This is a genomic window from Microbacterium sp. Z10_103 (assembly GCF_058310455.1).
This window is the reverse complement of the sequence record NZ_JBZEGK010000001.1, coordinates 371,056-393,001: the sequence shown is the minus strand read 5'-3', so window position 1 is coordinate 393,001 and position 21,946 is coordinate 371,056. Positions and strand designations below refer to the sequence as shown.

The window sequence follows — 21,946 nt, the reverse complement described above, 5'->3', positions numbered from 1 at the left end:
CTCGCGGCCGTTGAGACTGGGTTTCGGTCTGGGTGATACTGAGTACATGACTGCAGCCCCCACCCCCGACGGCCTGCCGGGCGAGCGCGTCGCGCGGTACGACGTCACTGCGCGCCGCGGAACCGACTACTACGCCGTGTTCGCCGACATCCCCGACACCGACCGGGCGGCATGGGACCGCGCGAAGTCGTTCGTCGACGAGGTCGGTCCGCGCATGCAGTCGGAGTGGGATGCCGCGACCTACCCGCTCGACCTCGTCCGGCGCATGGGCGAACTCGGGCTCTACACCGACGGCATCGACCACCCCGAGTTGCCGGCGTCCTCGCCCCTTGCCGCGGGCTTGGTGAACATGGAGATCTCGCGGGGCGATGGGTCGCTCGGCACCGTGATCGCGGTGCAGGGCGGACTCGCGCTGCGCACGCTCGCGCTCTTCGGCAGTGCCGAGCAGCAGGGTCGCTGGCTGCAGCCGCTCGCCCGGGGGGAGGTGCTCGGCTCGTTCGCGCTCACCGAGCCCGATCACGGCTCCGACTCGGTGTCGCTGGAAACCGTCGCCCGACACGACCCTTCCGCGGGCGACGGGACCGGGGAATGGGTGCTCCGCGGCACGAAGAAGTGGATCGGCAACGGCGCGTCCGGCGGCGTCACGTTCGTGTGGGCACGGGTCGATGACCCGGGCGCCCCGGAGCACGGCTCCGTGCGCTGCTTCCTCGTCGAGCAGGAAACCCCGGGGTACACCGGCACGGTGATCACCGGCAAGGCGTCGCTGCGCGGCATCCACCAGGCCCACATCGCCCTGGACGACGTGCGCGTGCCCGCGGACGCGGTCCTGCCGGGAACCAAGAGCTTCAAGGATGCCTCGACCGTGCTGTACTCGACGCGGTCGGGCGTCGCCTGGTCGGCGCTGGGCCACGCGACGGCCTGCTACGAAGCCGCGCTGGCATACGCGACCGAGCGGGTGCAGTTCGGCAAGCCACTCGCGAAGTTCCAGATGGTGCAGGAACGGCTCGCGCAGATGCTGGACGAGCTCACCGCGATGCAGCTGTACTGCCGCCGCCTGGCCGACCTCGAGGAATCCGGCGGGCTGCGCCCCACGCAGGCCTCGCTGGCGAAGTACCACAACACCCGCGCCGCGCGGCGGGTCGCCGCGACGGCGCGCGACCTCCTCGGCGGCAACGGCATCCTGCTGGAGAACGGCGTCATGCAGCACATGGCCGACATCGAGGCCATCCACACGTACGAGGGCACCGAGAGCGTCCAGGCGCTGCTGCTCGGCCGCGACATCACCGGCATGAGCGCCTTCGCCTGACCGGGACGGCGGCGTCCCTGCGGAGCGCATACCCGGATGAGTGGGTGCCTGCAACCTCCTGTCGCCTCCCCCCGTCGGGTTTAGCCTCACCCCATGGCATTGTTCCGCAACGACCCGCAACGGGTGCAGCTGGAGTCGAAGGACGTCGAACTGAGAGCGGCCGGTGCCCCGTGGAGTTTGTGGGCCGATGCGTTCGGCAGGCTCGGCGTCCGGGCGATCCAGATCATCGTCGTGGTGATCGTGGCCGCCGCGATCATCTTCGCGATCCAGTCGCTGACCCTCGTGACCATCCCGCTGGTCATCGCGCTGATCATCGCGTGCGCGTTCCACCCGGTGATGAGCTGGATGCGGCGGCACGGCGTGCCTTCGCTGCTGGCGACGATCATCACCCTCCTCACGATCGTGATCATCCTGTCGGCGCTGGGCTGGCTGATCGTCTGGGCGGTGCGGGATCAGTGGAACGAGCTCTACGCCCAGGCCGAGGACGGGCTCCGGGCACTCATCTCGTGGGTCCAGACGCTCCCGTTCGACTTCGTGCAGCCCGACCAGCTCGACGAGCTGGTCAACACCGTCACCGACTTCGTCACGAGCGCCCAGTTCGGATCGGGTGCGCTGGCAGGAGTCGGAGCGGTGGCCAACTTCGTCACCGGCTTCGTCCTCCTCGTCACGATCCTGTTCTTCTTCCTCAAGGACGGGCCGCAGATGTGGGAGTTCCTGCTCCGTCCCTTCCGCGGTGAGAACTACGCGCGCGCCCGCCGCATCGGCGACAAGACGGTCACCGTCCTGGGGTCGTATGTGCGGGGCACCGCGACGGTGGCAGCGGTGGATGCCGCCGGCATCCTCATCGGTCTGCTCATCCTCCAGGTGCCGTTGGCGATCCCGCTGGGGGTACTGGTGTTCCTGCTCGCCTTCATCCCGATCGTCGGGGCGACGGTCGCGGGCATCCTCGCCGCGCTGGTGGCCCTGGTCGCGAACGGACCGATCGTCGCCCTCATCGTGGTGGGTGTGGTCGTGCTGGTCAACCAGCTCGAGGGCAACTTCCTGCAGCCCGTGCTCATGGGCCGGTCGATGAAGCTGCACGCGTTCGTCATCCTGGTCGCCTTGGTCGTCGGCACCGTCGTCGGCGGCATCGTGGGCGCCGTGCTCGCGGTCCCGGTCGCGGCCGCGGCATGGGGCGTCGTCCAGGTATGGGACGGTCCCAATCTTCCGGCTCGCTGGGCGCGCCCGAAGACTCTCGAGGCCTGACCCTCCTCCCCGCCGACCACGCTCGCGCGCTACCGCGCGTCGGGCCCGCCGGGCAGGATGAATGCATGCCGTACGAGATCCCCGCGCCCATGCTCGCGAAGTCCGTCCCGGAGATCCCCGCGCCCGACCGCGTTGCCGGCGGGCTGAGCTACGAGCCGAAGTGGGACGGATTCCGGGCGCTCGTGTCCTGGGACGGCACGGAGGTGGAGATCGGCAGCCGTGGTGCGAAGCCGCTGACCCGCTACTTCCCCGAGCTCGTCGAGGCGTTTGCTCGCCTCCTCCCCGAACCGTGTCTCCTGGACGGCGAGGTCGTCGTCGCCACGGGGGAACCCGGCGCCCAGCGGTTGGACTGGGAGGCGCTGTCGCAGCGCATCCACCCCGCCGCATCCCGCGTCAACATGCTGGCGGAGCAGACTCCGGCCATGTTCATCGCGTTCGACCTGCTCGCCCGGGGCGATCGCGACCTGCAGGCCGAGCCGTTCGCCGAACGCCGCGCGCAGCTGACCGATCTGCTGTCGGGCGTGCCGCATCCGGTGCACGTGACTCGTACCTCCGACGACCCCGCAGTGGCCCGGCGGTGGCTGGCGGAGTTCGAAGGGGCGGGGCTGGACGGCGTCGTCGCGAAGCCGCTGGCGCAGCCCTATGCCCCGAACAAGCGGACGATGTTCAAGATCAAGCACGCGCGCACCGCGGATGTCGTCGCGCTGGGCTACCGCATCCACAAGTCCGGTCGCGGGGTCGGGTCGCTCCTGGTCGGCCTGTACAACGACGAAGGGCGGCTGCTGAACGTCGGCGGCGTCGCGGCGTGGAGCGACAAGCGCCGGCTGGAACTCGTCGACGAACTCGAGCCTCTCGTCGAGCGGGATGCCGGCGGCGATGCCGTCACGGGTGAGACCGACCGCTCCCGCTTCTCGGCGTCGAAGGACGTCTCGTTCGTGCGGCTGCGCCCCGAGCGCGTGCTGGAAGTGCGTTATGACCAGCTCGAGGGGTGGCGCTTCCGGCACACCGTGCAGTTCGAACGGTGGCGACCCGACCGCGACGCCCGCTCCTGCACGTTCGAGCAGCTCGAGTCCGTCACGGCGTACGACCTCGCCGCCGTCCTGGACTGAGACCCCTCACACCCCCGTCGACTCGCCACAAAACGTCCGGTTTCCGCGCGAAACACGACAGTTTGTGGCGACTCGACGGGGTTAGGACCAGTTCTTCGGGTTGAGGCGGCTGGGCTGCACGCGCGGGGGCTCGCCCGGCATCTTCGGGAAGTCCGGGGGGAACGGCAGCTCGCCGAGTCCGTTCTCCAGGTCGCGCTCCCACCAGCCGAGCAGCGTGTCGATCCGCCCCGGGCGATCCAGGAGCCCCGCCCAGGGGTCGCCGACGTCGGCCAGTCGATGAGGGATGCTGCGCACCGTGAAGGCAAGCGGATCCACCCCGTCCAGCTCGTCCCACGACACCGGCGTGGACACCGTCGCCGCTGCCAGCTGGCGCGGCGAGTATGCACCGGCCATCGTGCGGTCGCGGTTGGCCTGGTTGAAGTCGACGAAGATCCGCTCGCCGCGCTCCTCCTTCCACCACGCCGTGGTGACCCGATCGGGCATGCGGCGCTCCAGTTCGCGGGCCGCGGCGATCACGGCGTGGCGGACATCGAGGAACTCGTGCGTCGGCTCGATGGGACAGAACACGTGGAGCCCGCGGTTGCCACTCGTCTTGATCCACGGCTCCAGCTCGGCCTCGCGCAGCACCTCGCGGAGCCCGTGGGCTGCGACGACGGCCTCGGCGAATCCCGTGCCCGGCTGCGGGTCGAGGTCGATCCGCAGCTCCACGGGGTTGTCGGGGTTCGAGGCGAGGGATGCCCACGGGTGGAAGACGACCGTGTTCATCTGCGCCGCCCACACCGCCGACGCGATCTCGGTGAGCACGAGCTGCGGATGCTTCCGCCCACTGTTGTACGTCACGGTGACGGCCTCGACGTAGTCGGGCGCACCCTTGGGCGGGTTCTTCGAGAAGAAGCTCTCGCCGTCCACGCCGTCGGGGAACCGCTCGAGCGACACCGGCCGGTTGCCGTTGGCAGCGAGGAACGGGTCGGCGACGGCGATGAAGTACTCGGCGAGCTCGCGCTTGGTGATGCCCGCCTCCGGCCACAGCACGCGATCGGGGTTGGAGATACCCACCTCCCGATCACCCGACGGGCCCGGCACGGACAGCGTGATGCGAGGGGAGGCCATGCACCGACCGTATCGGGGGGCCACGCTCCCGTCATCCCCGGGATGCTGCCCCCCGCGCTACCCGGCGAGGGCGAGGAGCGGTGCCAGGTCGCTGCGCGTCAGCCGGATCCAGGGACCGGCGGGGTTCACCAGCACCCCCGTCAGTGCTTCGTCGCGAGCCAGCGCCGTCGCCAGCTGCGCCGCCGTGATCGGCGCGGCGGCGTCGCCGCGGGCCAGAGCCACCGACTCCAGCGGGTGCGAGAACACCTCGAGGAAACGCTCCCCCTCGGCGGTGCGGGTCTCGGCCACGCCCACCGGGCCGCCGGCCTCCGCGCGCTTGACGGCGATCCACAGGGGCGCCTCGATCAGCGCGAGGGCAACCTCCGTCGCCGTGGCGTCGGTCCGCTGCTCGGCGAGTAGGGTCTTGATCCGCAGACCCTCGTCCGCGTCGTCGACGGCGCGCTGGAGGATCTCCCTCGGCAGCACGGCGCGCCCCGGCGCGGAGTTGTTGTCGAGGATCAGGCCGTCGTAGCCACCGGCAACGGCGTGGCGCAACACGGCCAGCACGGGCTGGCCCATCGCCGACGTCTTGGTGTTGCCGTCGGCCCGGACACTCGCCTGAATGGCGGCGCCGCCGCTGTAGGCCAGCACGAAGCGTTTGTCGCCGAGGGTCGCGATCGACAGCGGAAGCGGCTTGCCCTGCGACAACAGCGCGCGGGCATCGCCCTGCACGCGGAGGAACAGGTGTCCTTGCAGGAGCTGGCGCGCGACGTTCATCAGGTCGATGCCGCCGGGTTTCTCCGGTAACGCCGCAAGGGCCTGGGTCAGCAGCACGTTGTCGCGGAGGCCGGGCAGCGTCGACGTCGGAGGCGGGGCCTCGGCGGGTGCGGCGCGTCGCGTCGGCAGCGGCGCAGCGCCCTCCTGCGGGGCCGCGGATGCGGGGCTTCCGGGCGGGCCCGCAGATGCGGCATCCTCCGGTGGTGCGCCCGCCGCGGGCGGTGACGTCGCAGCGCCCACGCCGCGGAACGCGGAGACGGAGATCGTCACCTCGGGCGCAGGCTCCGGGGACTCCGGTGGCGTCGCAGGGGCGGCACTCCCCTCGCTCGCGGGGTCGACGGGCTGCTCGCCCGGTTCGACCCCCTCGGGCGGAGGGCCGGCGGGCGGGGCGGACTTGCGGCGCGAGAACAGAGCCATCCGGGCCAGCCTAACGACCGGAGCGCGCGCGGGTCACAGCTTGACGATCGGCGCGATCTTCACGAGGAGCTTCTTGGCGCCCACCGAATCGAAACGCACGTGCGCGACGCGCTTGGCGCCCTCGCCGGTGATCGCATCCACGCGACCCTCGCCGAAATCGTCGTGGCGGATGCGGTCGCCCGCGGCGAGTTCCATGTCGCCGTTGTCGCGCACCTTCGCCGGGATCCGGTTCGGGAACTTGTCGATCGCCGAAGACTTCGGGACGAGGTCGTCGCCGTAGCGGCCTCCCGCGCCGGGCCGTCGCGGGCGGGCGTTGAGCGCACGCGACTGCGCACCCCCGCGCGAGTTGACATCGCCGGGAGACTGGCGCCAGTCGATGAGGTCGGCGGGGATCTCCTGCAGGAAGCGGCTGGGCATCGCCACGGACACTTCACCGAACTGCGCACGGGTCATCGCGAGGGAGAGGTGCAGGCGCTTCCGGGCGCGCGTGATGCCGACGTAGAACAGCCGGCGCTCCTCCTGCGGGCCGCCGGGCTCCCCCGCGGAGATGCGGTGCGGGATGAGGTCTTCCTCGACCCCCGTGAGGAAGACGGCGTCGTACTCGAGGCCTTTCGCCGTGTGCAGGGTCATGAGCGACACCGAGCCCGAGGCATCCACCAGGTCATCGGCGTCGGAGACGAGCGCGACCTCGGTGAGGAAGTCGATCAGGGTGCCCTCGGGGTTGTTGCGGGCGAACTCCCGGGTCACGGCCACGAGCTCGTCGAGGTTTTCCAGGCGCGCCTCGTCCTGCGGGTCGCGGCTGGCCCGCAGCGCATCGAAGTAGCCGCTCTTGTTCAACAGCAGCGTGAGGCCCTCGGTGACCGCGGTGGGCGGCGCGAGTTCTCCCGACGCGGGCAGCATGATCTCGGTCGCCTCGGCGAGCACCGCATCCAGGTGCGCGATGGCCTGCTGGAGCTTGGGCCCGACCCCGAGCGCCGACGCATTCGCGAGCGCGTCGCGGAAGGTGATCTGCTGGTCGGCGGCGTACCGCGCGATCGCCGTCTCGGTGACATCGCCGATGCCGCGGCGCGGTTTGTTCAGGATGCGGCGGATCGCCATCTCATCGGCCGGATTGGCGACCGCCACGAGGTAGGCGATGGCGTCTTTGATCTCGGCCCGCTCGTAGAACTTGGTGCCGCCCATGATCTTGTACGGGATGGCGGAGCGGATGAAGATCTCCTCCAGCGCACGCGACTGCGAGTTCGTGCGGTAGAACACCGCCATCTGGTTGTAGCCGATGCCGCCCTTGCGCAGTGCCTCGATCTCGTCGGCCACGAACTGCGCCTCGTCGTGCTGGGAGTAGCCGGTGAAGCCGACGATCGGTTCGCCCGCGCCCACGTCCGTCCACAACCGCTTGTCTTTGCGATCGAAGTTGTTGCTGATGACCGCGTTCGCAGCCGACAGGATGTTCTGGGTCGAGCGGTAGTTCTGTTCCAGCAGGACGACCTTCGCGCCGGGATAGTCGCGCTCGAACTCGCTGATGTTGCGGATGTCGGCGCCGCGGAACGCGTAGATCGACTGGTCGGAGTCACCGACGACGGTGAGCGACGCGGGTGCCTTGTCGGGGTCGTCGGCCGGATCCGCGTCGAAGATCATCATGCCGCCGGAGGACGCGATCGGTCCGGCGTCGGAGCCGATCGGCCGGGTGAGTTCGTGGATGAGCGCGTACTGCGCGTGGTTCGTGTCCTGGTACTCGTCGACGAGGATGTGGCGGAACCGGCGTCGATAGACGTCGGCCACGTGCGGGAACGCACGGAACAGGTAGACCGTCTGGGCGATGAGATCGTCGAAGTCGAAGGCGTTCGCCCGCTGGAGCGCACTCTGGTATGCGCCGAAGATCTCCACGAACACGCGCTCGGCGGGATCGCTCATGTTCGCCTGCCGCGCGTACGACTCTGCGTCGGCGAGCTCGTTCTTGAGTTTGGAGATGCGACTCTGCGTGCCGGCCGGGGTGAGGCCGAACGCATCCCCCTCGTGCTCCTTGACGAGGCGCTTGATGAGCGCACGGGAGTCGCCGGAGTCATAGATGGTGAAGGCCTTGGTGAAGCCGAACTGCTGCGCTTCGCGACGGAGGATCCGCACGCACGCGGAGTGGAAGGTGGAGATCCACATGCCTTCGGCGCGATCGCCGATCAGCTGCCGCACGCGCTCGCGCATCTCACCGGCGGCCTTGTTCGTGAAGGTGATCGCGAGGATCTGGCTCGGCCACGCCTCGCCGGTCCGCAGCAGCGACGCGATGCGGTGCGTGAGCACGCGCGTCTTCCCCGAACCGGCGCCCGCGACGATGAGCAGCGCCGGACCGCGATAGGTGACGGCTTCGCGCTGCGGCGGGTTCAAGCCCTCGAGCAGGTCATCGTCGGGGCGGGGAGCGCCCGTACCGGACTGCGGACCGCGGTCGCCGCCGACGATGATCCCCCCGCTTCCCCCACGCATCGCTGACGCGCTGCGTGGAGCCTCCGAGCGCGTGGGCGAGGGCGTGGATGCGTCGGTCATGTCCCTACCAGTCTAGGCGCGCGCACCGACACCGCCCCCGGCCACCGACTGCCGGAGAGGTCGTCCGTGCCGCGCGCCATCGCCGTTTCGGCGATGCGCGCCGACCCCAGACCGGAAGCGCCGGACCGGGTCAGGAGCCCGCGGGGCCGCCCGGCGCAGGGGGTGCCGGAGGGGCGGCCGGCGGAGCGGGCGGAGCTGAGGCGGCCGGAGCGGGCGCGGCCGGAGCAGCCGCGGGCGTCGCAGGCGCGGTCGTGCCGAGCACGGACTGTGCGCGCAGCAGCTGGTCGGCGTTCACCATCACGTCCCATCGCTCGGCTTCCAGCTTCTGCACCGAGTTGAAATCGCGGCGACCACGGGTGACCCAGTGACCGACGAAACCGAACACTGCCCCCCACAGGGCGCCGAGCACGAGCCCCCACAGGAGCAGCCACAGCCAGACGACCCCGGGCGCGAGGAGGCCGAACAGCAGTCCGATGAGAAGACCGAACCACGCACCGCTTGCCGCACCGTACCCGGCGGCACGGCCGTTGGTCATGCGACCGGTGACCTGCTCGACGATTCGGACGTTGTGCCCGACGATCGCGACGTTCTCGACGGGGAACCCGCCGTCGGAGAGTCTGTCCACAGCGGACTGCGCGTCGAGATACTCCGTGAAGCTGGACAGCAGGCGGCGCTCGGGCACCGCGTTCGTGACATCGGTCATGATGCTCCCATCGGTCGGGGTCCCCCACCCGAGGTCAGTGTATTGCTCGCTCGGCGTTTCGCGAGGGCAAGAACCGCAGGACCAGACCAATGGCCGTGAGCACCACACCCGCGACGACCGCGCCCCATGTGCCCGTCGCACCTTCCATCCCGATGAGCGCATCGAGTCCGGGACGCGTGCCCGGCAACTGGCCGGTCCACGCCTCCGTCACGAGGCCGAAGCCGGCCAGGGCGATCACCGCGGCCGGGAGGGCGAGCCCGGCACCCATGCCGGCGAGCACGATCCCCCAGCCGCGCCGGCTGCCGAACTGGGCGGCCAGCGCCCCGCCGGCGGCGACGAATGCCCACAGCGCCAGGGCGACTGCGGGAACGATATAGAAGAACCGGACGAGGGGATGCGACCAGAACGCTTCCCAGAACGCTGTCGGGCCGGCGATCGAGACGGCCACGAGCGCGAGCGCGCAGCGCAGGACGATCACCCCGCCCACGGCGGCGATCACCGGCCACGGCGATCGCCGTCCGACCAGGATGCGCACCACGACGGCGAAGACGAACCATCCGCCCAGGACGGCGGCGAGCTCGATCCATCCCAGCAGCGCGGTCTGCACGCCGCGGGTGGCGACCAGCAGGCCACCCGGCACGAGGATCATGAGCCAGCGGTCCAGCGGCAGCATCCCCAGCGTGGATTCCTCTGCCCGCCACGGCCGGGTGGAGGCCAGCCACGCCGCGCGAGCACCTGCCGCGCCCGGGCGGCGAACCAGACGCGTCCGGGCAGCGAGCATGCCGATGACCAGCCACGCGACCGAGAGCAGCAGCAGCGCCCGGGCCACCCAGGTCAGCGCCGTCTCGCCGGGTTCCTCGGGGCGCGCGGCGTCCCCGCGCGGGGCATCGAGCCACATGCCCGCGAGGACCGCCGCGAGCACGCCCACGAGCAAGAGCACGACGACGGCGACCAGGGCCAGCAGCCCGTTCCTCGCCGTCCTCGCCATCCTCTAACGGTACTGCCCTCGGCGAGAACCGATTGCTCCTCCGCCCGCCCGCCCGTCGGTCACGATCGCCCGGATCCCGCACGGACGGGTCAGTGCGCCCGGCGCATGGCGCGGATGCCGACGAGCAGGCCGACGGCGGCGAGGGCGACCGCAGCGACCCAGCCCCACAGCACCGCGGCGGCGCCGAGGTCTCCGGCGAAGACGGCACGCTCTGCCTGTACGACCCAGTTGATGGGGTTCACCGTCGCGACCGCGCGCATCCAGGCCGGCGCGGCATCCAGCGGCAGCAGCATCCCCGACAGGATCAGGAGGGGGAAGATCAGTGTCTGCTGCACACCCCAGAACAGCCACTCGCGGTCTCGTGTGGCCAGGGCGAGGGCATACGAGAGCGATCCGAGGCCCACCCCGAACACCGCGAGCAGGGGGAGTCCGACAAGGAGTCCGACGGGGTTGACAGAGAATCCGAACGGCCACGCGATCAGCACGATGATCAGCGACTGCACGAGGATCGGCGCGACCTCCTTCAGCGCCCGGCCCACCAGGAGCGACGAGCGAACCAGCGGAGCGACGAGGGTGCGTTCGTGCGACCCGGTCATCATCTCGTACTGCAGATTCGACCCGGTTGCTCCGGTACCGAACAGCACGATCATGACGAGGACGCCGGGTACGAACCATTGCAGCGTCTCCGCCGCCGGCACACCGGACGAGCCGATGAGGAGCGGAGCGAACAAGCCGAGGAAGACCAGCGGCTGCACGAGGCTGAAGATGAGAGTGAACGGGTCGCGGACAACCGGCTTCAGTTCGCGGGTCAGAACGTGCCATGTGTCACGAGCGGCGTTGCCACCCACCGCGGTCTGCGGGCGGGCGTCGGATGCGGTGGTCATCGGGATGCTCCTGTCGTCGAGGCGGATGCGGCCGGCGCCGCGTCGGAGAGTTCCGGCTCGCCGGCGGGCTGACCCTCGCCCTCTCCGGCCTCCCGCAGCGTCCGACCGGTGAGGGCGAGGAAGACGTCGTCGAGAGTCGGCGGCACACCGGTCGCCTCCGTGACGGCCAGTCCCGCGGCATCCAGCGCCCGGATCGCTGCGGGCAGCAGCCTGTCGCCGTCGGGTGCCGTGAGGGTGAGGGATGCGGCATCATGCCGCCGCACGGTGCGGTCGGTCAGCCGCGCCACGACGGGAAGTGCGGCCTCGACATCCGCAGGGCGGGCGAAGCCGAGAGTGAGGACGTCGCCGGCGAGCTCGGCTTTCAGCCGCACGGCGGTGTCGTCGGCGATCACCCGGCCCCGGTCCATCACCATCACCCGTTCGGCGTAGCGGTCGGCCTCCTCGAGGTAATGCGTCGTCAGGAACACCGTGGTCCCATGGGAGGCACGCAGCTCGAGGATGTGCTGCCACAGGTTCGCGCGGCTCTGCGGGTCGAGCCCCGTCGACGGCTCGTCCAGGAAGAGCAGGGGCGGCGCGTGCATGAGACCGAGCGCGATGTCGAGCCGCCGCTTCTGCCCGCCGGAGAGCTGCTGCACCGACCGCGTCGCGAACGGGGCGAGGTCGAGAGATTCGACGAGTTCGTCCGCACGTACCGCCGACGCAGCGCGGGACATGCCGTAGAACGCGCCCTGGCTGAGCAGCTCGTCCCGCACGCGCTGCGAGAAGCTGCCGCTGGTGAGCTGCCCCACGTATCCGATGCGGGCGCGCACCCCGGCGGGGTCGCGGAGGATGTCGTGACCCACGACGCGAGCGGTGCCGGCAGTCGGCGGCAGCAGCGTGGTGAGCATCCGCAGGCTCGTGGATTTGCCGGCCCCATTGGGACCGAGGAATGCGACAAGCTCGCCCGCGGCGACCTGGAAGGTGAGGTCGGTGACCGCCTCGACGACCTTCTTCTTGACGGTGAAGCGCTTCGTGAGACCCTGCGCTTCGAGGATCGGTTCATTCGCCATGCCGCGAGCGTAGGAAGCAATGCGGACAGATTCGGTCCGCATAGTAGGGCAGACTTCCGTCATGTCGGATACCACCACGCGCGCCCTGTCGCTCCTCAATCTGCTGCAGACGCATCGGCATTGGCCCGGGTCCGAGCTCGCCGGGCGCCTCGGTGTCACCGAGCGCACCGTGCGCCGCGATGTCGAGCGGCTCCGCGAGCTGGGGTACCGCATCGAGTCGACGCCCGGGGCGGCCGGGGGGTACCGCCTCGAGGCCGGGAGCGCCGTTCCTCCCCTTCTCCTCAACGACGAGGAGGCTGTGGCGATGGCGATCGGGTTGCGGATCGCCGCATCCCAGCGCCTGGTCGGCGGCGCCGAGACGGCGCTGACGGCACTGGCGAAGCTCGAGCAGGTGCTGCCGGCGGCCCTCCGCAGGCGCGTGACGGCGCTCGCCGACGCTGTGCATCCGGTGGGCGTCGCGGTCGGGGAAGCAGCATCCACCGAGGTGCTGGGCGAACTCGCGCTGGCGTGCCGGGACGGCGAGCGTGTGCGCTTCACCTACACGTCAGCGGCCGGCGATGTGACGAGGCGACGGGTCGAACCGCACTATCTCGCGCCCGCCGACCGGCATTGGTATGTGCTCTGCTGGGACCTCGACCGCGACGACTGGCGCACGTTCCGGGTCGATCGCCTGTCGGACGTCGAGCACGCGCGCGTGCTGTTCGGCCCCCGCCCGCTCACCGAGGAGGAGATCGACGAGTTCATCCTCGTCGCGCGTTCCTGGGTGCGTCAGCCGGTGGAGACCGATGTCGTCATGGATCTCCCCTGGGACGTCATGCGGGATGTGTTCGGGCAATGGGGCCAGGGCGCGACCGCGGAGAACGAGACCCGCACGCGCTGGCCCGTCGGCGGCAGCGACTGGCGCGAGACCATGTACGGCATGTCGTGGGTGCCGGAGGGGGTGGCGTACCGCACCGACCTCGCCGAGCCGCACCGCGCCGAGATGCGCGAAGCCCTGACCCGGATGCTGCAGGCCCTCGATGCTCCGCCTCCTCCTCCGCGCCCCTGACCCGCGGCGTGCCGCATCCGCCCCGGAGCGCGGGATTCTCGGCCTGGACATGCGGCGTCACACAGTCGACCGAAACGGCCCGGCATGGGTAGCGTCGAGGCATCATCGCGGCGGTCCGGGCGGTCCCGGGCATCGGTTCATACCCGAGTGCGTTGCGGGTTCGACTCCCGCCGCCGCGTCCACGTCTCTCCTCGGTGAGATCAGCCGACCACGGGACCTCGGTCGCCATCACGACAACCGCGACCGTAGGTTGATGTGATGCACGGCTTCTACGTGGATGAACGGGATTCGACCTGGGAGAGAGACGACGCACGCTATCGCGTCTACGTCTTCGAGGGCCCCGCCAACGCGGTCACCACCCTCGACATCGTCGAGGCGACGGTCGAGGAAGCTCTGGAGACTGCGCTGGCGATGTCCAACGGAGATGAGCGCCTCTGGTCCCTTGCTCTCGTGGAAAACGACTCACGCGGCATGCGCGGTCTGATCTGGCTCTCGGGGATGGATTACAACGACCCGCCGGGCTCGGCGCGGGAGTGGCAGCGCCGTCGGCAGATGCAGGATCGCTACCTGATGGCCAGGAGCCGGCACGCGCGGCCGACCGTGTTGCCGAATGGGTTGCGGGTTGTTCGGGTGTTTCCGGAATGGATCAGCGGGTGGCCGCTGTGGGAGGACTTCACCGACGACTACCGCCTCACCGGTCCGCAGCTCGGACTCACGTCGGAGCTCAGCGCCGACCTGTACGACTGGAACGAGGCCTGGCTGACGCGACAGGTGGACGATCCACTCCCTGCCGGCTGGGTGGAGCAAGGTCGGCTCTTGGTCCGCCGACTCCAAGGCGAGCTGGGCGGCGTCGCAGAGGTACGACCGGAGTTCCTCAGCTGAGTCAGCAAACTCGCCCACGAGCGATCGCCGAGCGACGGTCCACCCGAACGTCGCTCACGCGGGGGCGAGCAACGTGGCCATCCCCCGGAGGCGGCGACGATCGATGGATGATTCGATACTGGGTTATCGACGCACATCGATATCTGCGGAGGATGCCGTGACCGTGATCGACGTGACCGGGCGTCCGGACGCGGACCACCGCCTGGGCGATCACCCGGTGGCGGGCCCGTGGCGGGAGACGTCATGATCGAGCATCGGCGCCCGGGGAGCGGCGCCCGATGACCGATCCGATCGCGCGGCGCCACCTCACCGCGGTGCGCGCACTGGTCCTCGACATCCTGGCGGTCGGCGGGCGCCTCTCGAAGGCCGAGATGGTGGCCGCGTGGGAGGCTCGTCGCCCGGAGTTGACCACGGCGCACCGGGAGCGGCTCCCCCGGATGCTGGACGAGACGGTCTGGCGGCTTCTCAACCTCGGCTGGGTGGCGCGCGATGGCGACACGTACGCGCTCACTCCGGAGGGCAGGGAAGTTCTCGCCTCTCGGCGCGACGGCCGCGAGGTCTAGGCGAACCGTTCCGCGAGCGCGGTGACCGCGGTGCGGACGGCATCGCGGAGGTCGCGCGCGCCGTCGGCCTCCCACGTAGCGGGGTCGGGGAACTCCCATTCGACGTGCTCTCCCGCGATCGGGCCGGGAAGCGCCAGGCCGGGCTTCATGGTGACGACGATGTCTGCGGTGGCGAGGTCCTCGGCGGTGACCGCGCGCGGCGTGGCGGCGGAGGTGTCGATGCCCAGCTCGGCGAGGGTGCGTGCGATGGCGGGGTTGATGACGTCGGCGGGGGCGATCCCCCCGCTGGTCGATGAGACACGATCGCCGGCGACATGGGTGAGAAGGTGCGCGCCGAGCTGGGAGCGCCCGGCGTTGTGTGTGCAGAGGAACAACACGGTCGGCGGGGTGGTCATGCGCGGGATCCCGTCAGTCGAGTGTCGCGCGACCAGGACTGGGTCGCGACCTGCACGGCGTCCCATGGCGACCCGAGCGGCGGGGTGTACGAGAGGTCGAGGTCGCTGACCTGCTCGACGGTGAGTCCGGCGAACAGGGCGGTGGCGTAGGTGTCGACGCGTTTGGCGGTCTCGGTGCCGAGTCGCCCGACGAGTTGTGCGCCGAGGAGGCGACCGGTGCCGGTGTCGCCGGTGATGCGGATGCTGATGGGCTGAGCGCCCGGGTAGTACCGCTTGTGGTCGTCGGCGACGGCCTGCGTGGTGGCCGCGGGGAATCCTGCGGCGAGCGCTTCGTGCTGGCGGAGTCCGGTGCGTGCGGCGACGAGGTCGAAGACCTTGACGACCTGGGTACCGACCGAACCGGCGAAACGGGCAGCTCCGCCCAAGGCGTTCTCACCGGCGATGCGGCCCTGCTTGTGTGCGGTGGTTCCGAGGGGGAGGTAGGTGACGCCGAGGAGGCGGTGGTGAGTGGTGACCCCGTCGCCGGCGGCGAACACACCTGGCAGGCCCGTGCGCATCTGCTCGTCCACCATGACAGCGTTCCCCGCACCGAGGGCCGCGCCGGCGTGCTCGAGCAGCTGTGTGTTCGGGCGGACTCCGACCACGGCGAGGACAAGATCCGCGGTGTGGGTGACGTCTCCGCCGGCGCGGTTGGCGTACACGACCAGGCCGCGGTCGGTCTTCTCGACGCTGCGGACGGTGGTGCCGGTATGCACGACGACACCGTGGCTGGCGAGTTCCGCGTGCACGAGCGCGCCCAGCTCGTCATCCAGGGTGGAAAGCACTTCGGCACCGCGCTGCAGCTGCGTGACGGCGATGCCGCGGGCGGTGAACGCCTCGGCCATTTCGAGGCCCACGTAGCCGGCACCGATGATGATCGCCGAGCGCGGCGTCCGCTCGGTGAGGTGCGCGTTCAGCGCGAAGGTGTCGCCCATTGAGTGGATGACGTGCACGCCGTCGTCGGGGCCGAGCTCGTCGAGACCGGCGATCCCGGCGTGAGTAGGCAGCGCGCCGGTGCCGACGACGAGTGCGTCATAGCCGATGGTCGACTCGACCCCCTGTTCGTCGCGAACGGTGAGCTGCCGACCGGTGACGTCGATCCCCGTGGCGAGGGTGTTGAGCCGCAGGCGCATGCCGGTCGCTTCGAGGTCGGCGTGGGTGCGATGGGCGAGCGACTGCCACGGCTGCACCTCGCCGGAGAAGAAGTACGGGATGCCGCAGATGGAGTAGTTCGGGTACGCGTCGGCGACGACCACCGTGACATCCACGGTCGGGTCGAGCTCGCGTGCTCGCAGCGCGGCAGAGATTCCGGCGTCGCTGCCGCCGATGGCGACGATGTGCATGAGGTGTCCTTCGGGTCAGGAGAGGGTCTGCGCAACGACGACGTCGTCGGCGACGGGCAGGCCCGCGAGGGTGCGGGGAAACAGGAAGGCGGCGAGCAGCGCACCAACGGCGGCGCCGAGCAGCTGGGCGGCGAGGAACGGGAGAACGGAACCCGGGGCGATGCCCGCGAAGGTGTCGGTGAACATGCGCCCGACGGTGACGGCCGGGTTGGCGAACGAGGTCGAGCTGGTGAACCAGTACGCCGCCCCGATGTACGCGCCGACCGCCGGCGCGGCAATCAGCCCGGCGCCGCCGCGGGCCAGGCCGACCACCAACAGGATCAGCCCGCCGGTGGCGACGACCTCACCGAGCAGGACACCCGCACCGGCGCGTTCCGTTGTCGACCACGCAGTCGGCACCTCGAACATGAGGTTCGCGAGCACCGCTCCCCCGATGGCGCCGGTCAGCTGCGCCGCGGCGTACAGGATCGCCTCGGCGGTCGTCAGCCCGGTGCGTGCACGGCGACCAAGCGCGGCGTCAACGAACGAGACCAACGGATTCACGTGAGCGCCCGACAGCGGACCGAGGACGAGGATCAGCACCGTGAGGCCCATCGCCGTCGCCACGCTGTTCGCCAGCAGCTGGATACCCGGATCCGTCGACAGGTGGGAGGCAGCGATGCCGGAGCCGACGACGACCGCGACGAGGAAACCCGCGCCGAGCGCCTCAGCGACGACGCGTCGGATCAGGTGCGAGTGATTCATGGTCCTCCAGAGCTTGACAGCGACACCCTAGCTCAATCAGCATTGAGTCAATGAACAGTGAGCGAACATTCCTCGAGGCCCGCGCCGCGCGCCACGCGGCGCTCGCCGACCCCACGCGTCTTCGGATCGTCGACCTGCTCACGCACGGCGATCTGTCACCGCGGGAGTTGCGGCTCCGGCTCGAGGTGGAGTCCAACCTGCTCGCGCATCACCTCAAGGTTCTCGAGTCAGTGACGCTGATCACGCGATCGCGATCTGAGGGTGACCGACGGCGCAGCTACGTGCAGCTGAACGCCGGCGAGCTGACCGACCTCGGGACGCACGCGCACCTGGCGGCATCCCGAGTGGTTTTCGTCTGCACCGCCAACTCCGCGCGCTCGCAGCTCGCCGAACACATGTGGCGGGAAAGGAGCTCCATTCCCGCAGCATCGGGCGGAACCGTTCCCGCTCCCTCGGTCGCACGCGGCGCGGTGAAGGTCGCCGCGAAGCATGGCCTCGACCTCTCCGATGCGCGCCCACGTCTGCTGTCTGAGATCGAGGCGGAGGGGGATCTTCGAATCACGGTCTGCGACAACGCCCACGAACACCTCGGCACCAGCGACCTGCACTGGTCCGTCCCCGACCCCGCCGCGGCTGGCGACCTCGCGGCGTTCGAGGTGGCGTACGCCGATCTGCGCCGACGCATCGACACCCTCGCCCCGCAGATCTCCGCCGCTTAGCACGCCGAAGGCGGGTGGTCCTCGGTGGAGACGGGATCGCGAAACTGGCTTCAGTTCATCGATCCGACGGAGGCACCGCCAGCGGCACCGTCGTGCGGATCCGCCAGCCTTCGGGCGTGGGGCCGCCGGTTGCTGATCCACCCAGCTCCTCTGCGCGATCGACGATCGACCGCAGGCCCACCCCCGCTATCCAGCCGGCGCTCTGTGAGCCATTGTCCGCGACGGCGAGCTCGAGGGTGTCGCCGACCGTGCCGACGGAGATGATGCAGCGCGTGGCATCCGAGTGCCGAAGCACGTTCGATACCCCTTCCATCGCGATACGGAAGGCGGCGAGCTCCACGGCGGGGCTGAGGGGCGGGAGCTCCCCACCCTCGACGGAGAACCGCACGGTGCGATCGCCGACCGCGATGGGCTGTCGCGTGCGCTGCTCGAGAGCTCCGATCAGTCCGAGTTCGTCCAGCTCGATCGGACGCAGGCCGTACACCACGCGGCGGACGTCGTTCAGCGCCTGACGGATATCGGAGCGGACGTCCGCCAGTAGCTGCTCGGCGGCGGGAGGATCCGAGAGCAGCACGTTCGATGTCGCGTCCGCCTGCAGAGCGGCGCTCGTCAGAATCGGGCCGAGGCCGTCGTGCAGCTCCCGCTGAAGACGCACCCGCTCCTCCTCGCGCGCCTCGATGACCGCGGTTCTGGATGCCTGCACCTGCTCCGCCAACGTCGAGGCGTGTACGGCCACCGCGAGCGGGGAGGCGATGAGCTCCAGCGAGAGGCGATCATCGTCGTGCAGCACGCGTTCACCCCGACGCAGTCCGGCAACGAGGTGGCCGACCTCGGATCCGCGATAGCGCAACGCGACCTCCGCCTGCTCTCCCCCGTCCAGCTCGCCCGACGCGGCTCGACGCTCACCGTCGACCGTTGTCAACGCGAGGTAAGGAAGGCGCAGGGCGATCCGCGCACGCTCGATCACGTCGCCGAGATTCTCCGCGTTACCCAGCCCCTCCCCGACACGCCCCGCGGTGCTCGCAGGATCCGAGCGCGTGCCGTAGAAGGCGCGGTCGATGATCCGGCGAAGCGCAAGGCGGAGCGGGTTGAACCCGAGCGCCACCACGATGGCGGCGACGACGGAGACCGTGCGGTCCGCGTCTGTGGGTACCACCGCGGAAAGCGCCGCGACGATACCTGCGTATACGGCGATCAGGGCACCGACGGCAACGACGTAGAGGAGCGTGCGCGACACCACCAGACGGATGTCGAGCAGCCCGTATCGCACGATCGCGATTGCGATGGAAACGGGAACGAGGCCGAACGTCAGCAACAGCAGTACCGGCCCGTCGCCGGTGAGCCAGCGCTGCGAGTTGATGACCACCATGATCACGACCGCGAGGATGACCCAGAGCAGTTGCCGGCGGATGGTCTCATCGCCGCGGACGTAGCGCACGATCAGTGACGCAACCGCCGCGACGAGGACACCCAGGCCCACGATACTGGCGGTGATGATGAGCGGCTCAGGCTGAACGAGACCGATCGAGAGGATGGATGTCGTGGCGCGCGCCGGCGACGGGCCCTCGTCGCCGAGCACCCACGTGACGACCTGGAAGACCGTGTAGACCACGATCAGCCACGCCAGCGGCGCCCACCGAGGCGAGGGCAACCGACCGTCGGGAAACAGCAGCAGGGCGAGTGGGAAGAGCCCCACTATCCCGACCAACCAGCCAGCAGTGGAGCAGGTGCCCAGCGACCTGGTGAACCACACCGACCAGCCCGCGTCCGCGCCGAAGATGGCGCCGAGACCGCATGCCGGCGTCAGTAGGTGACCCAAGCCGCACACGAGGAAGATCCAGCCCACCGCGTTCCCTGGTCGAAACCACGCGATCGCCGCTCCCGACAAGACGAAACCGACACTGAAGCTGAGGTTGGTGAGCATGTAGCTGGAGACGACGTCGGCCCATGTCGCCCGCACCATGACGGCAAGGACGACGACGGCGACGGTGAGACACGCCCACAGCGCCAATATTGCGATCAGGATCGGCCTGTGGAGCATCCGGCCGCCAGACGCCGCCCTGCCCGGAGCCGCGGGCGCCGTCACTGCCGGCCCAAACCGGCATCTCGCGCGAGGACGATCGCCTCACTCCGGGTGGCCACTCCGAGCTTCAAGAAGATCGCCGAGATGTGGTTGCCGACGGTCTTGGGCGCGAGGTGGAGGCGATCGGCGATCACGTCGTTCGCCAAGCCCGCGGCGATCAGCTCCAGAACCTGGCCTTCCCGCGGAGTCAGCGGGGGAAGCGCGGACACCGGCGGCGCCGCGATCCTCCCTAGAACGCGGTCGGCGACGGTTGAGCTGAAGATCGCGTCGCCTGCCGCGACGGCCCGGATGGCCCGCTCGATCTCGTTCTGTTCGGCGCCTTTCAACAGGTACCCGCGCGCGCCGGCGTTCAGAGCCTCCGAGATGAGCGCGTCCTCGTCGAACATCGTGAGGACCAGGACGGCGACAGACGGATGATCGCGGATGAGCCGTCGCGTCGTCTCGACGCCGTCCAGATCCGGCATCCGCAGATCCATCACGACGACATCGGGTCTGGACAGCGCTGCCTGCCGCATCACCTCGTGTCCGTTGCCCGCCTCGCCGACGACATCGATCCCGGGGAGCGTGGCGAGCAACGACTGGAGCCCGCGACGCACCATCGGGTGATCATCGGCGATCAGTACCCCGATCGTTGTGCCGTCCGTCTCCCCAGCCGCCATGAGTCGAGTATCGCGGCGGCGCGGCGGCGGCGTTAGGGGCAGACCCCCAACCTGACCGGGACATTTTCCCGGTCGCCACCGAGCGAATGACGGGTGCCGCCCCATCCGGCCCGGCACGGCGCAGAGGAGAGTCGATCGCGACCGGCGCACACCGCCGCCGGTATCGGCCACGACGGTAAGGAAGCACGACCATGACCAGGAACCTCGACGCACCGGCGTCACACACCGCTCGAAAGACCGCCCCCGCCGTGACGCGTGTGGGCGTCGCGATCTCGGCCGCGTTGGCCCTCGTCGACATCGTCGGCGGTGTGGTCCAACTCGCTCCGGGCTCCTTCCTTCCGCCCGAGGTCGCCGTCAGTGTGCTCGTGCTCGGAGTCGGCACCGCGGTGCTCGTCCCGTTCGCCTGGCGCGGTTCACGGTGGTCGATCTGGGTGATCGCTGCGCTACGGGCGCTGTCGGCGCTGACGGCAGTCCCCGCCTTCTTCGTGCCGGATGTTCCGACGGCGGCTGTTCTCGCGGCAGCGGCCACCGTCATCGTCACGGTGGCCGCGATCGTCCTGCTCCTCCTGAGGGGGCAGCGCTCGTGAGCGCCACGGTAGGCGCCAGGCGTGCGCCACGGGACACGCGACGGTTCGGCCGGATTGCAGCCGCCGTATTGATGCCGGTCGGACCGCTCGCGGTCGCGCTGCTTCGATTCATCATCCCGTTCGACCCGGCAGCAGCCGCGGCGGCCGCAGATCCCGTCCGGTTCGATGTGATCCTCGCGCTCGGCGCTGTCGCGACCTTCACCCTGGTCCCCGGGGCGTATGCCGCGGTGCATCTCGTGCGGCGTTATCAGCCGGTGCTCGCCACCTGGGTCGGGGCCCTCCTGATCCCGGGCTATCTGGGCCTCGCGGGGCTGGCCGCCCTCGACGCCATCGCGATCGCCGGAGCCCGCCTCGCTATCGACCCCGCCACGGTCTCGGCGATCTACGATGGCGTCGGCGCGCTCACGCCCCCCACCGTCTTCTTCGTCGCGTTCCTCGTCGGGCACATCCTGGGCACCGTCCTCCTGGGCGTTCTCTGCTTCCGCTCTCGGCTGATGCCGAGGACCATGGCCCTGCTCCTGGCGGTGTCGCAACCGCTGCACCTGACCGCGGTCATGCTCGCGAACAACTGGCTGGATCTGGTGGCGTGGTCGCTGACGGCCGCGGGGATGGCGTTCCTCGCGCTTCGCGTTCTCCGCACGCCAGACGAGGAATGGGACCTCCCGCCCCTGACCGCCCGACCGAGCGATCGAGCAGCCGACGTCGTCCGGCGCTGACTGTTCCGCGCCTGGCGGTGCACGAGCGCGTACTGCGCTTCGGGACGGATCTCCGGCGCATCGCCCACG

Annotated in this window: 22 protein-coding genes and 1 tRNA gene; 11 read left to right on the top strand and 12 right to left on the bottom strand. The window is 70.0% G+C overall.

Features of this window, described 5'->3' with window-relative positions; translation table 11 throughout:
• Positions 1 to 46: 46 nt before the first annotated feature.
• The 3 genes from AC4FS2_RS01740 (at position 47) to AC4FS2_RS01730 (ending at position 3,660) form a co-directional block, all read left to right on the top strand.
• Positions 47 to 1,306 (top strand): acyl-CoA dehydrogenase family protein, encoded by a 1,260-nt coding sequence (locus AC4FS2_RS01740; protein ID WP_491154055.1) that lies wholly within the window; start codon positions 47 to 49, stop codon positions 1,304 to 1,306.
• 93 nt (positions 1,307 to 1,399) lie between these two features.
• Complete coding sequence (locus AC4FS2_RS01735; protein WP_491154057.1) at positions 1,400 to 2,551, top strand: AI-2E family transporter; 1,152 nt, start codon at positions 1,400 to 1,402, stop codon at positions 2,549 to 2,551.
• Positions 2,552 to 2,616: 65 nt separating this feature from the next.
• A complete protein-coding gene (locus AC4FS2_RS01730) occupies positions 2,617 to 3,660 on the top strand; it encodes an ATP-dependent DNA ligase (RefSeq protein WP_491154058.1) in 1,044 nt (347 codons plus the stop codon).
• Between the two features lie 81 nt (positions 3,661 to 3,741).
• On the opposite strand, the gene ligD is transcribed toward AC4FS2_RS01730, so the two are convergent.
• From ligD to AC4FS2_RS01695, 7 genes are all read right to left on the bottom strand, one after another.
• On the bottom strand, positions 3,742 to 4,770 hold the full coding sequence (gene ligD, locus AC4FS2_RS01725; RefSeq protein WP_491154060.1) for a non-homologous end-joining DNA ligase: 1,029 nt from the start codon (positions 4,768 to 4,770) through the stop codon (positions 3,742 to 3,744).
• A 57-nt stretch (positions 4,771 to 4,827) separates the two neighbouring features.
• Complete coding sequence (locus AC4FS2_RS01720) at positions 4,828 to 5,943, bottom strand: SseB family protein (protein ID WP_491154062.1); 1,116 nt, start codon at positions 5,941 to 5,943, stop codon at positions 4,828 to 4,830.
• A 33-nt stretch (positions 5,944 to 5,976) separates the two neighbouring features.
• Positions 5,977 to 8,415 carry an ATP-dependent helicase gene (locus AC4FS2_RS01715; protein ID WP_491155680.1) on the bottom strand — a complete coding sequence of 813 codons (2,439 nt, stop codon included), beginning with the start codon at positions 8,413 to 8,415 and terminating at the stop codon, positions 5,977 to 5,979.
• 190 nt (positions 8,416 to 8,605) lie between these two features.
• Positions 8,606 to 9,178: a YflT domain-containing protein gene (locus tag AC4FS2_RS01710; RefSeq protein WP_491154064.1), complete on the bottom strand. Its 573-nt coding sequence runs from the start codon at positions 9,176 to 9,178 to the stop codon at positions 8,606 to 8,608.
• A 34-nt stretch (positions 9,179 to 9,212) separates the two neighbouring features.
• Entirely contained in the window at positions 9,213 to 10,166 is a 954-nt protein-coding gene (locus AC4FS2_RS01705) for a hypothetical protein (RefSeq protein ID WP_491154066.1), read from the bottom strand.
• Between the two features lie 89 nt (positions 10,167 to 10,255).
• Entirely contained in the window at positions 10,256 to 11,050 is a 795-nt protein-coding gene (locus AC4FS2_RS01700) for an ABC transporter permease (RefSeq protein WP_491154067.1), read from the bottom strand.
• Positions 11,047 to 12,099 carry an ATP-binding cassette domain-containing protein gene (locus AC4FS2_RS01695; RefSeq protein WP_491154069.1) on the bottom strand — a complete coding sequence of 351 codons (1,053 nt, stop codon included), beginning with the start codon at positions 12,097 to 12,099 and terminating at the stop codon, positions 11,047 to 11,049. The genes AC4FS2_RS01700 and AC4FS2_RS01695 overlap by 4 nt, the downstream gene beginning before the upstream one ends.
• A gap of 61 nt (positions 12,100 to 12,160) precedes the next feature.
• On the opposite strand from AC4FS2_RS01695, the gene AC4FS2_RS01690 reads away from it, so the two are divergent.
• The 5 genes from AC4FS2_RS01690 (at position 12,161) to AC4FS2_RS01670 (ending at position 14,592) form a co-directional block, all read left to right on the top strand.
• A complete protein-coding gene (locus AC4FS2_RS01690; protein ID WP_491154070.1) occupies positions 12,161 to 13,147 on the top strand; it encodes a helix-turn-helix transcriptional regulator in 987 nt (328 codons plus the stop codon).
• Positions 13,148 to 13,253: 106 nt separating this feature from the next.
• Positions 13,254 to 13,329, top strand: a tRNA-Met gene (locus AC4FS2_RS01685).
• Positions 13,330 to 13,405: 76 nt separating this feature from the next.
• Positions 13,406 to 14,029 carry a hypothetical protein gene (locus tag AC4FS2_RS01680; protein ID WP_491154072.1) on the top strand — a complete coding sequence of 208 codons (624 nt, stop codon included), beginning with the start codon at positions 13,406 to 13,408 and terminating at the stop codon, positions 14,027 to 14,029.
• Positions 14,030 to 14,132: 103 nt separating this feature from the next.
• Positions 14,133 to 14,276, top strand: a complete 144-nt coding sequence (locus tag AC4FS2_RS01675; RefSeq protein ID WP_491154073.1) for a hypothetical protein — start codon at positions 14,133 to 14,135, stop codon at positions 14,274 to 14,276.
• Between the two features lie 31 nt (positions 14,277 to 14,307).
• Positions 14,308 to 14,592 carry a hypothetical protein gene (locus AC4FS2_RS01670; protein WP_491154076.1) on the top strand — a complete coding sequence of 95 codons (285 nt, stop codon included), beginning with the start codon at positions 14,308 to 14,310 and terminating at the stop codon, positions 14,590 to 14,592.
• Here the strand turns inward: AC4FS2_RS01670 and AC4FS2_RS01665 are convergent.
• The 3 genes from AC4FS2_RS01665 to AC4FS2_RS01655 are packed head-to-tail and all read right to left on the bottom strand — an operon-like array spanning position 14,589 to position 17,113.
• Positions 14,589 to 14,987 (bottom strand): arsenate-mycothiol transferase ArsC, encoded by a 399-nt coding sequence (locus AC4FS2_RS01665; protein ID WP_491154077.1) that lies wholly within the window; start codon positions 14,985 to 14,987, stop codon positions 14,589 to 14,591. The two genes, AC4FS2_RS01670 and AC4FS2_RS01665, sit on opposite strands and share 4 nt — an antisense overlap.
• A complete protein-coding gene (locus AC4FS2_RS01660) occupies positions 14,984 to 16,369 on the bottom strand; it encodes an FAD-dependent oxidoreductase (RefSeq protein ID WP_491154079.1) in 1,386 nt (461 codons plus the stop codon). Before AC4FS2_RS01660 ends, AC4FS2_RS01665 begins: the two co-directional genes overlap by 4 nt.
• A gap of 15 nt (positions 16,370 to 16,384) precedes the next feature.
• The gene (locus tag AC4FS2_RS01655; protein WP_491154081.1) at positions 16,385 to 17,113 is read right to left on the bottom strand and encodes an aquaporin; all 729 of its coding nucleotides are present in this window, start codon (positions 17,111 to 17,113) and stop codon (positions 16,385 to 16,387) included.
• Between the two features lie 50 nt (positions 17,114 to 17,163).
• On the opposite strand from AC4FS2_RS01655, the gene AC4FS2_RS01650 reads away from it, so the two are divergent.
• On the top strand, positions 17,164 to 17,832 hold the full coding sequence (locus AC4FS2_RS01650; protein ID WP_491154082.1) for an arsenate reductase/protein-tyrosine-phosphatase family protein: 669 nt from the start codon (positions 17,164 to 17,166) through the stop codon (positions 17,830 to 17,832).
• Positions 17,833 to 17,887: 55 nt separating this feature from the next.
• Here the strand turns inward: AC4FS2_RS01650 and AC4FS2_RS01645 are convergent, their stop codons facing one another.
• Together AC4FS2_RS01645 and AC4FS2_RS01640 are read right to left on the bottom strand one after the other, a co-directional pair.
• Positions 17,888 to 19,873 carry a sensor histidine kinase gene (locus AC4FS2_RS01645; protein ID WP_491154084.1) on the bottom strand — a complete coding sequence of 662 codons (1,986 nt, stop codon included), beginning with the start codon at positions 19,871 to 19,873 and terminating at the stop codon, positions 17,888 to 17,890.
• Between the two features lie 41 nt (positions 19,874 to 19,914).
• Positions 19,915 to 20,574: a response regulator transcription factor gene (locus AC4FS2_RS01640; protein WP_491154085.1), complete on the bottom strand. Its 660-nt coding sequence runs from the start codon at positions 20,572 to 20,574 to the stop codon at positions 19,915 to 19,917.
• 191 nt (positions 20,575 to 20,765) lie between these two features.
• Between AC4FS2_RS01640 and AC4FS2_RS01635 the strand changes: the two genes are divergently transcribed.
• Both AC4FS2_RS01635 and AC4FS2_RS01630 read left to right on the top strand, forming a co-directional pair.
• The gene (locus AC4FS2_RS01635) at positions 20,766 to 21,161 is read left to right on the top strand and encodes a hypothetical protein (RefSeq protein WP_491154087.1); all 396 of its coding nucleotides are present in this window, start codon (positions 20,766 to 20,768) and stop codon (positions 21,159 to 21,161) included.
• On the top strand, positions 21,158 to 21,877 hold the full coding sequence (locus tag AC4FS2_RS01630; RefSeq protein WP_491176291.1) for a hypothetical protein: 720 nt from the start codon (positions 21,158 to 21,160) through the stop codon (positions 21,875 to 21,877). The genes AC4FS2_RS01635 and AC4FS2_RS01630 overlap by 4 nt, the downstream gene beginning before the upstream one ends.
• Positions 21,878 to 21,946: the final 69 nt, after the last annotated feature.

Excerpts from the sequence above, each read along its gene's own strand:
- AC4FS2_RS01660 (WP_491154079.1), bottom strand. The coding sequence starts at position 16,369 with ATGCACATCGTCGCCATCGGCGGCAGCGACGCCGGAATCTCTGCCGCG.
- AC4FS2_RS01670 (WP_491154076.1), top strand. The coding sequence starts at position 14,308 with ATGACCGATCCGATCGCGCGGCGCCACCTCACCGCGGTGCGCGCACTG.
- AC4FS2_RS01650 (WP_491154082.1), top strand. The coding sequence starts at position 17,164 with ATGAACAGTGAGCGAACATTCCTCGAGGCCCGCGCCGCGCGCCACGCG.
- AC4FS2_RS01665 (WP_491154077.1), bottom strand. The coding sequence starts at position 14,987 with ATGACCACCCCGCCGACCGTGTTGTTCCTCTGCACACACAACGCCGGG.
- AC4FS2_RS01700 (WP_491154067.1), bottom strand. The coding sequence starts at position 11,050 with ATGACCACCGCATCCGACGCCCGCCCGCAGACCGCGGTGGGTGGCAAC.
- AC4FS2_RS01655 (WP_491154081.1), bottom strand. The coding sequence starts at position 17,113 with ATGAATCACTCGCACCTGATCCGACGCGTCGTCGCTGAGGCGCTCGGC.
- ligD (WP_491154060.1), bottom strand. The coding sequence starts at position 4,770 with ATGGCCTCCCCTCGCATCACGCTGTCCGTGCCGGGCCCGTCGGGTGAT.
- AC4FS2_RS01690 (WP_491154070.1), top strand. The coding sequence starts at position 12,161 with ATGTCGGATACCACCACGCGCGCCCTGTCGCTCCTCAATCTGCTGCAG.
- AC4FS2_RS01715 (WP_491155680.1), bottom strand. The coding sequence starts at position 8,415 with ATGCGTGGGGGAAGCGGGGGGATCATCGTCGGCGGCGACCGCGGTCCG.
- AC4FS2_RS01645 (WP_491154084.1), bottom strand. The coding sequence starts at position 19,873 with ATGCTCCACAGGCCGATCCTGATCGCAATATTGGCGCTGTGGGCGTGT.
- AC4FS2_RS01710 (WP_491154064.1), bottom strand. The coding sequence starts at position 9,178 with ATGACCGATGTCACGAACGCGGTGCCCGAGCGCCGCCTGCTGTCCAGC.
- AC4FS2_RS01740 (WP_491154055.1), top strand. The coding sequence starts at position 47 with ATGACTGCAGCCCCCACCCCCGACGGCCTGCCGGGCGAGCGCGTCGCG.
- AC4FS2_RS01705 (WP_491154066.1), bottom strand. The coding sequence starts at position 10,166 with ATGGCGAGGACGGCGAGGAACGGGCTGCTGGCCCTGGTCGCCGTCGTC.
- AC4FS2_RS01635 (WP_491154087.1), top strand. The coding sequence starts at position 20,766 with ATGACCAGGAACCTCGACGCACCGGCGTCACACACCGCTCGAAAGACC.
- AC4FS2_RS01680 (WP_491154072.1), top strand. The coding sequence starts at position 13,406 with ATGCACGGCTTCTACGTGGATGAACGGGATTCGACCTGGGAGAGAGAC.
- AC4FS2_RS01675 (WP_491154073.1), top strand. The coding sequence starts at position 14,133 with ATGGATGATTCGATACTGGGTTATCGACGCACATCGATATCTGCGGAG.
- AC4FS2_RS01695 (WP_491154069.1), bottom strand. The coding sequence starts at position 12,099 with ATGGCGAATGAACCGATCCTCGAAGCGCAGGGTCTCACGAAGCGCTTC.
- AC4FS2_RS01720 (WP_491154062.1), bottom strand. The coding sequence starts at position 5,943 with ATGGCTCTGTTCTCGCGCCGCAAGTCCGCCCCGCCCGCCGGCCCTCCG.
- AC4FS2_RS01735 (WP_491154057.1), top strand. The coding sequence starts at position 1,400 with ATGGCATTGTTCCGCAACGACCCGCAACGGGTGCAGCTGGAGTCGAAG.
- AC4FS2_RS01730 (WP_491154058.1), top strand. The coding sequence starts at position 2,617 with ATGCCGTACGAGATCCCCGCGCCCATGCTCGCGAAGTCCGTCCCGGAG.
- AC4FS2_RS01640 (WP_491154085.1), bottom strand. The coding sequence starts at position 20,574 with ATGGCGGCTGGGGAGACGGACGGCACAACGATCGGGGTACTGATCGCC.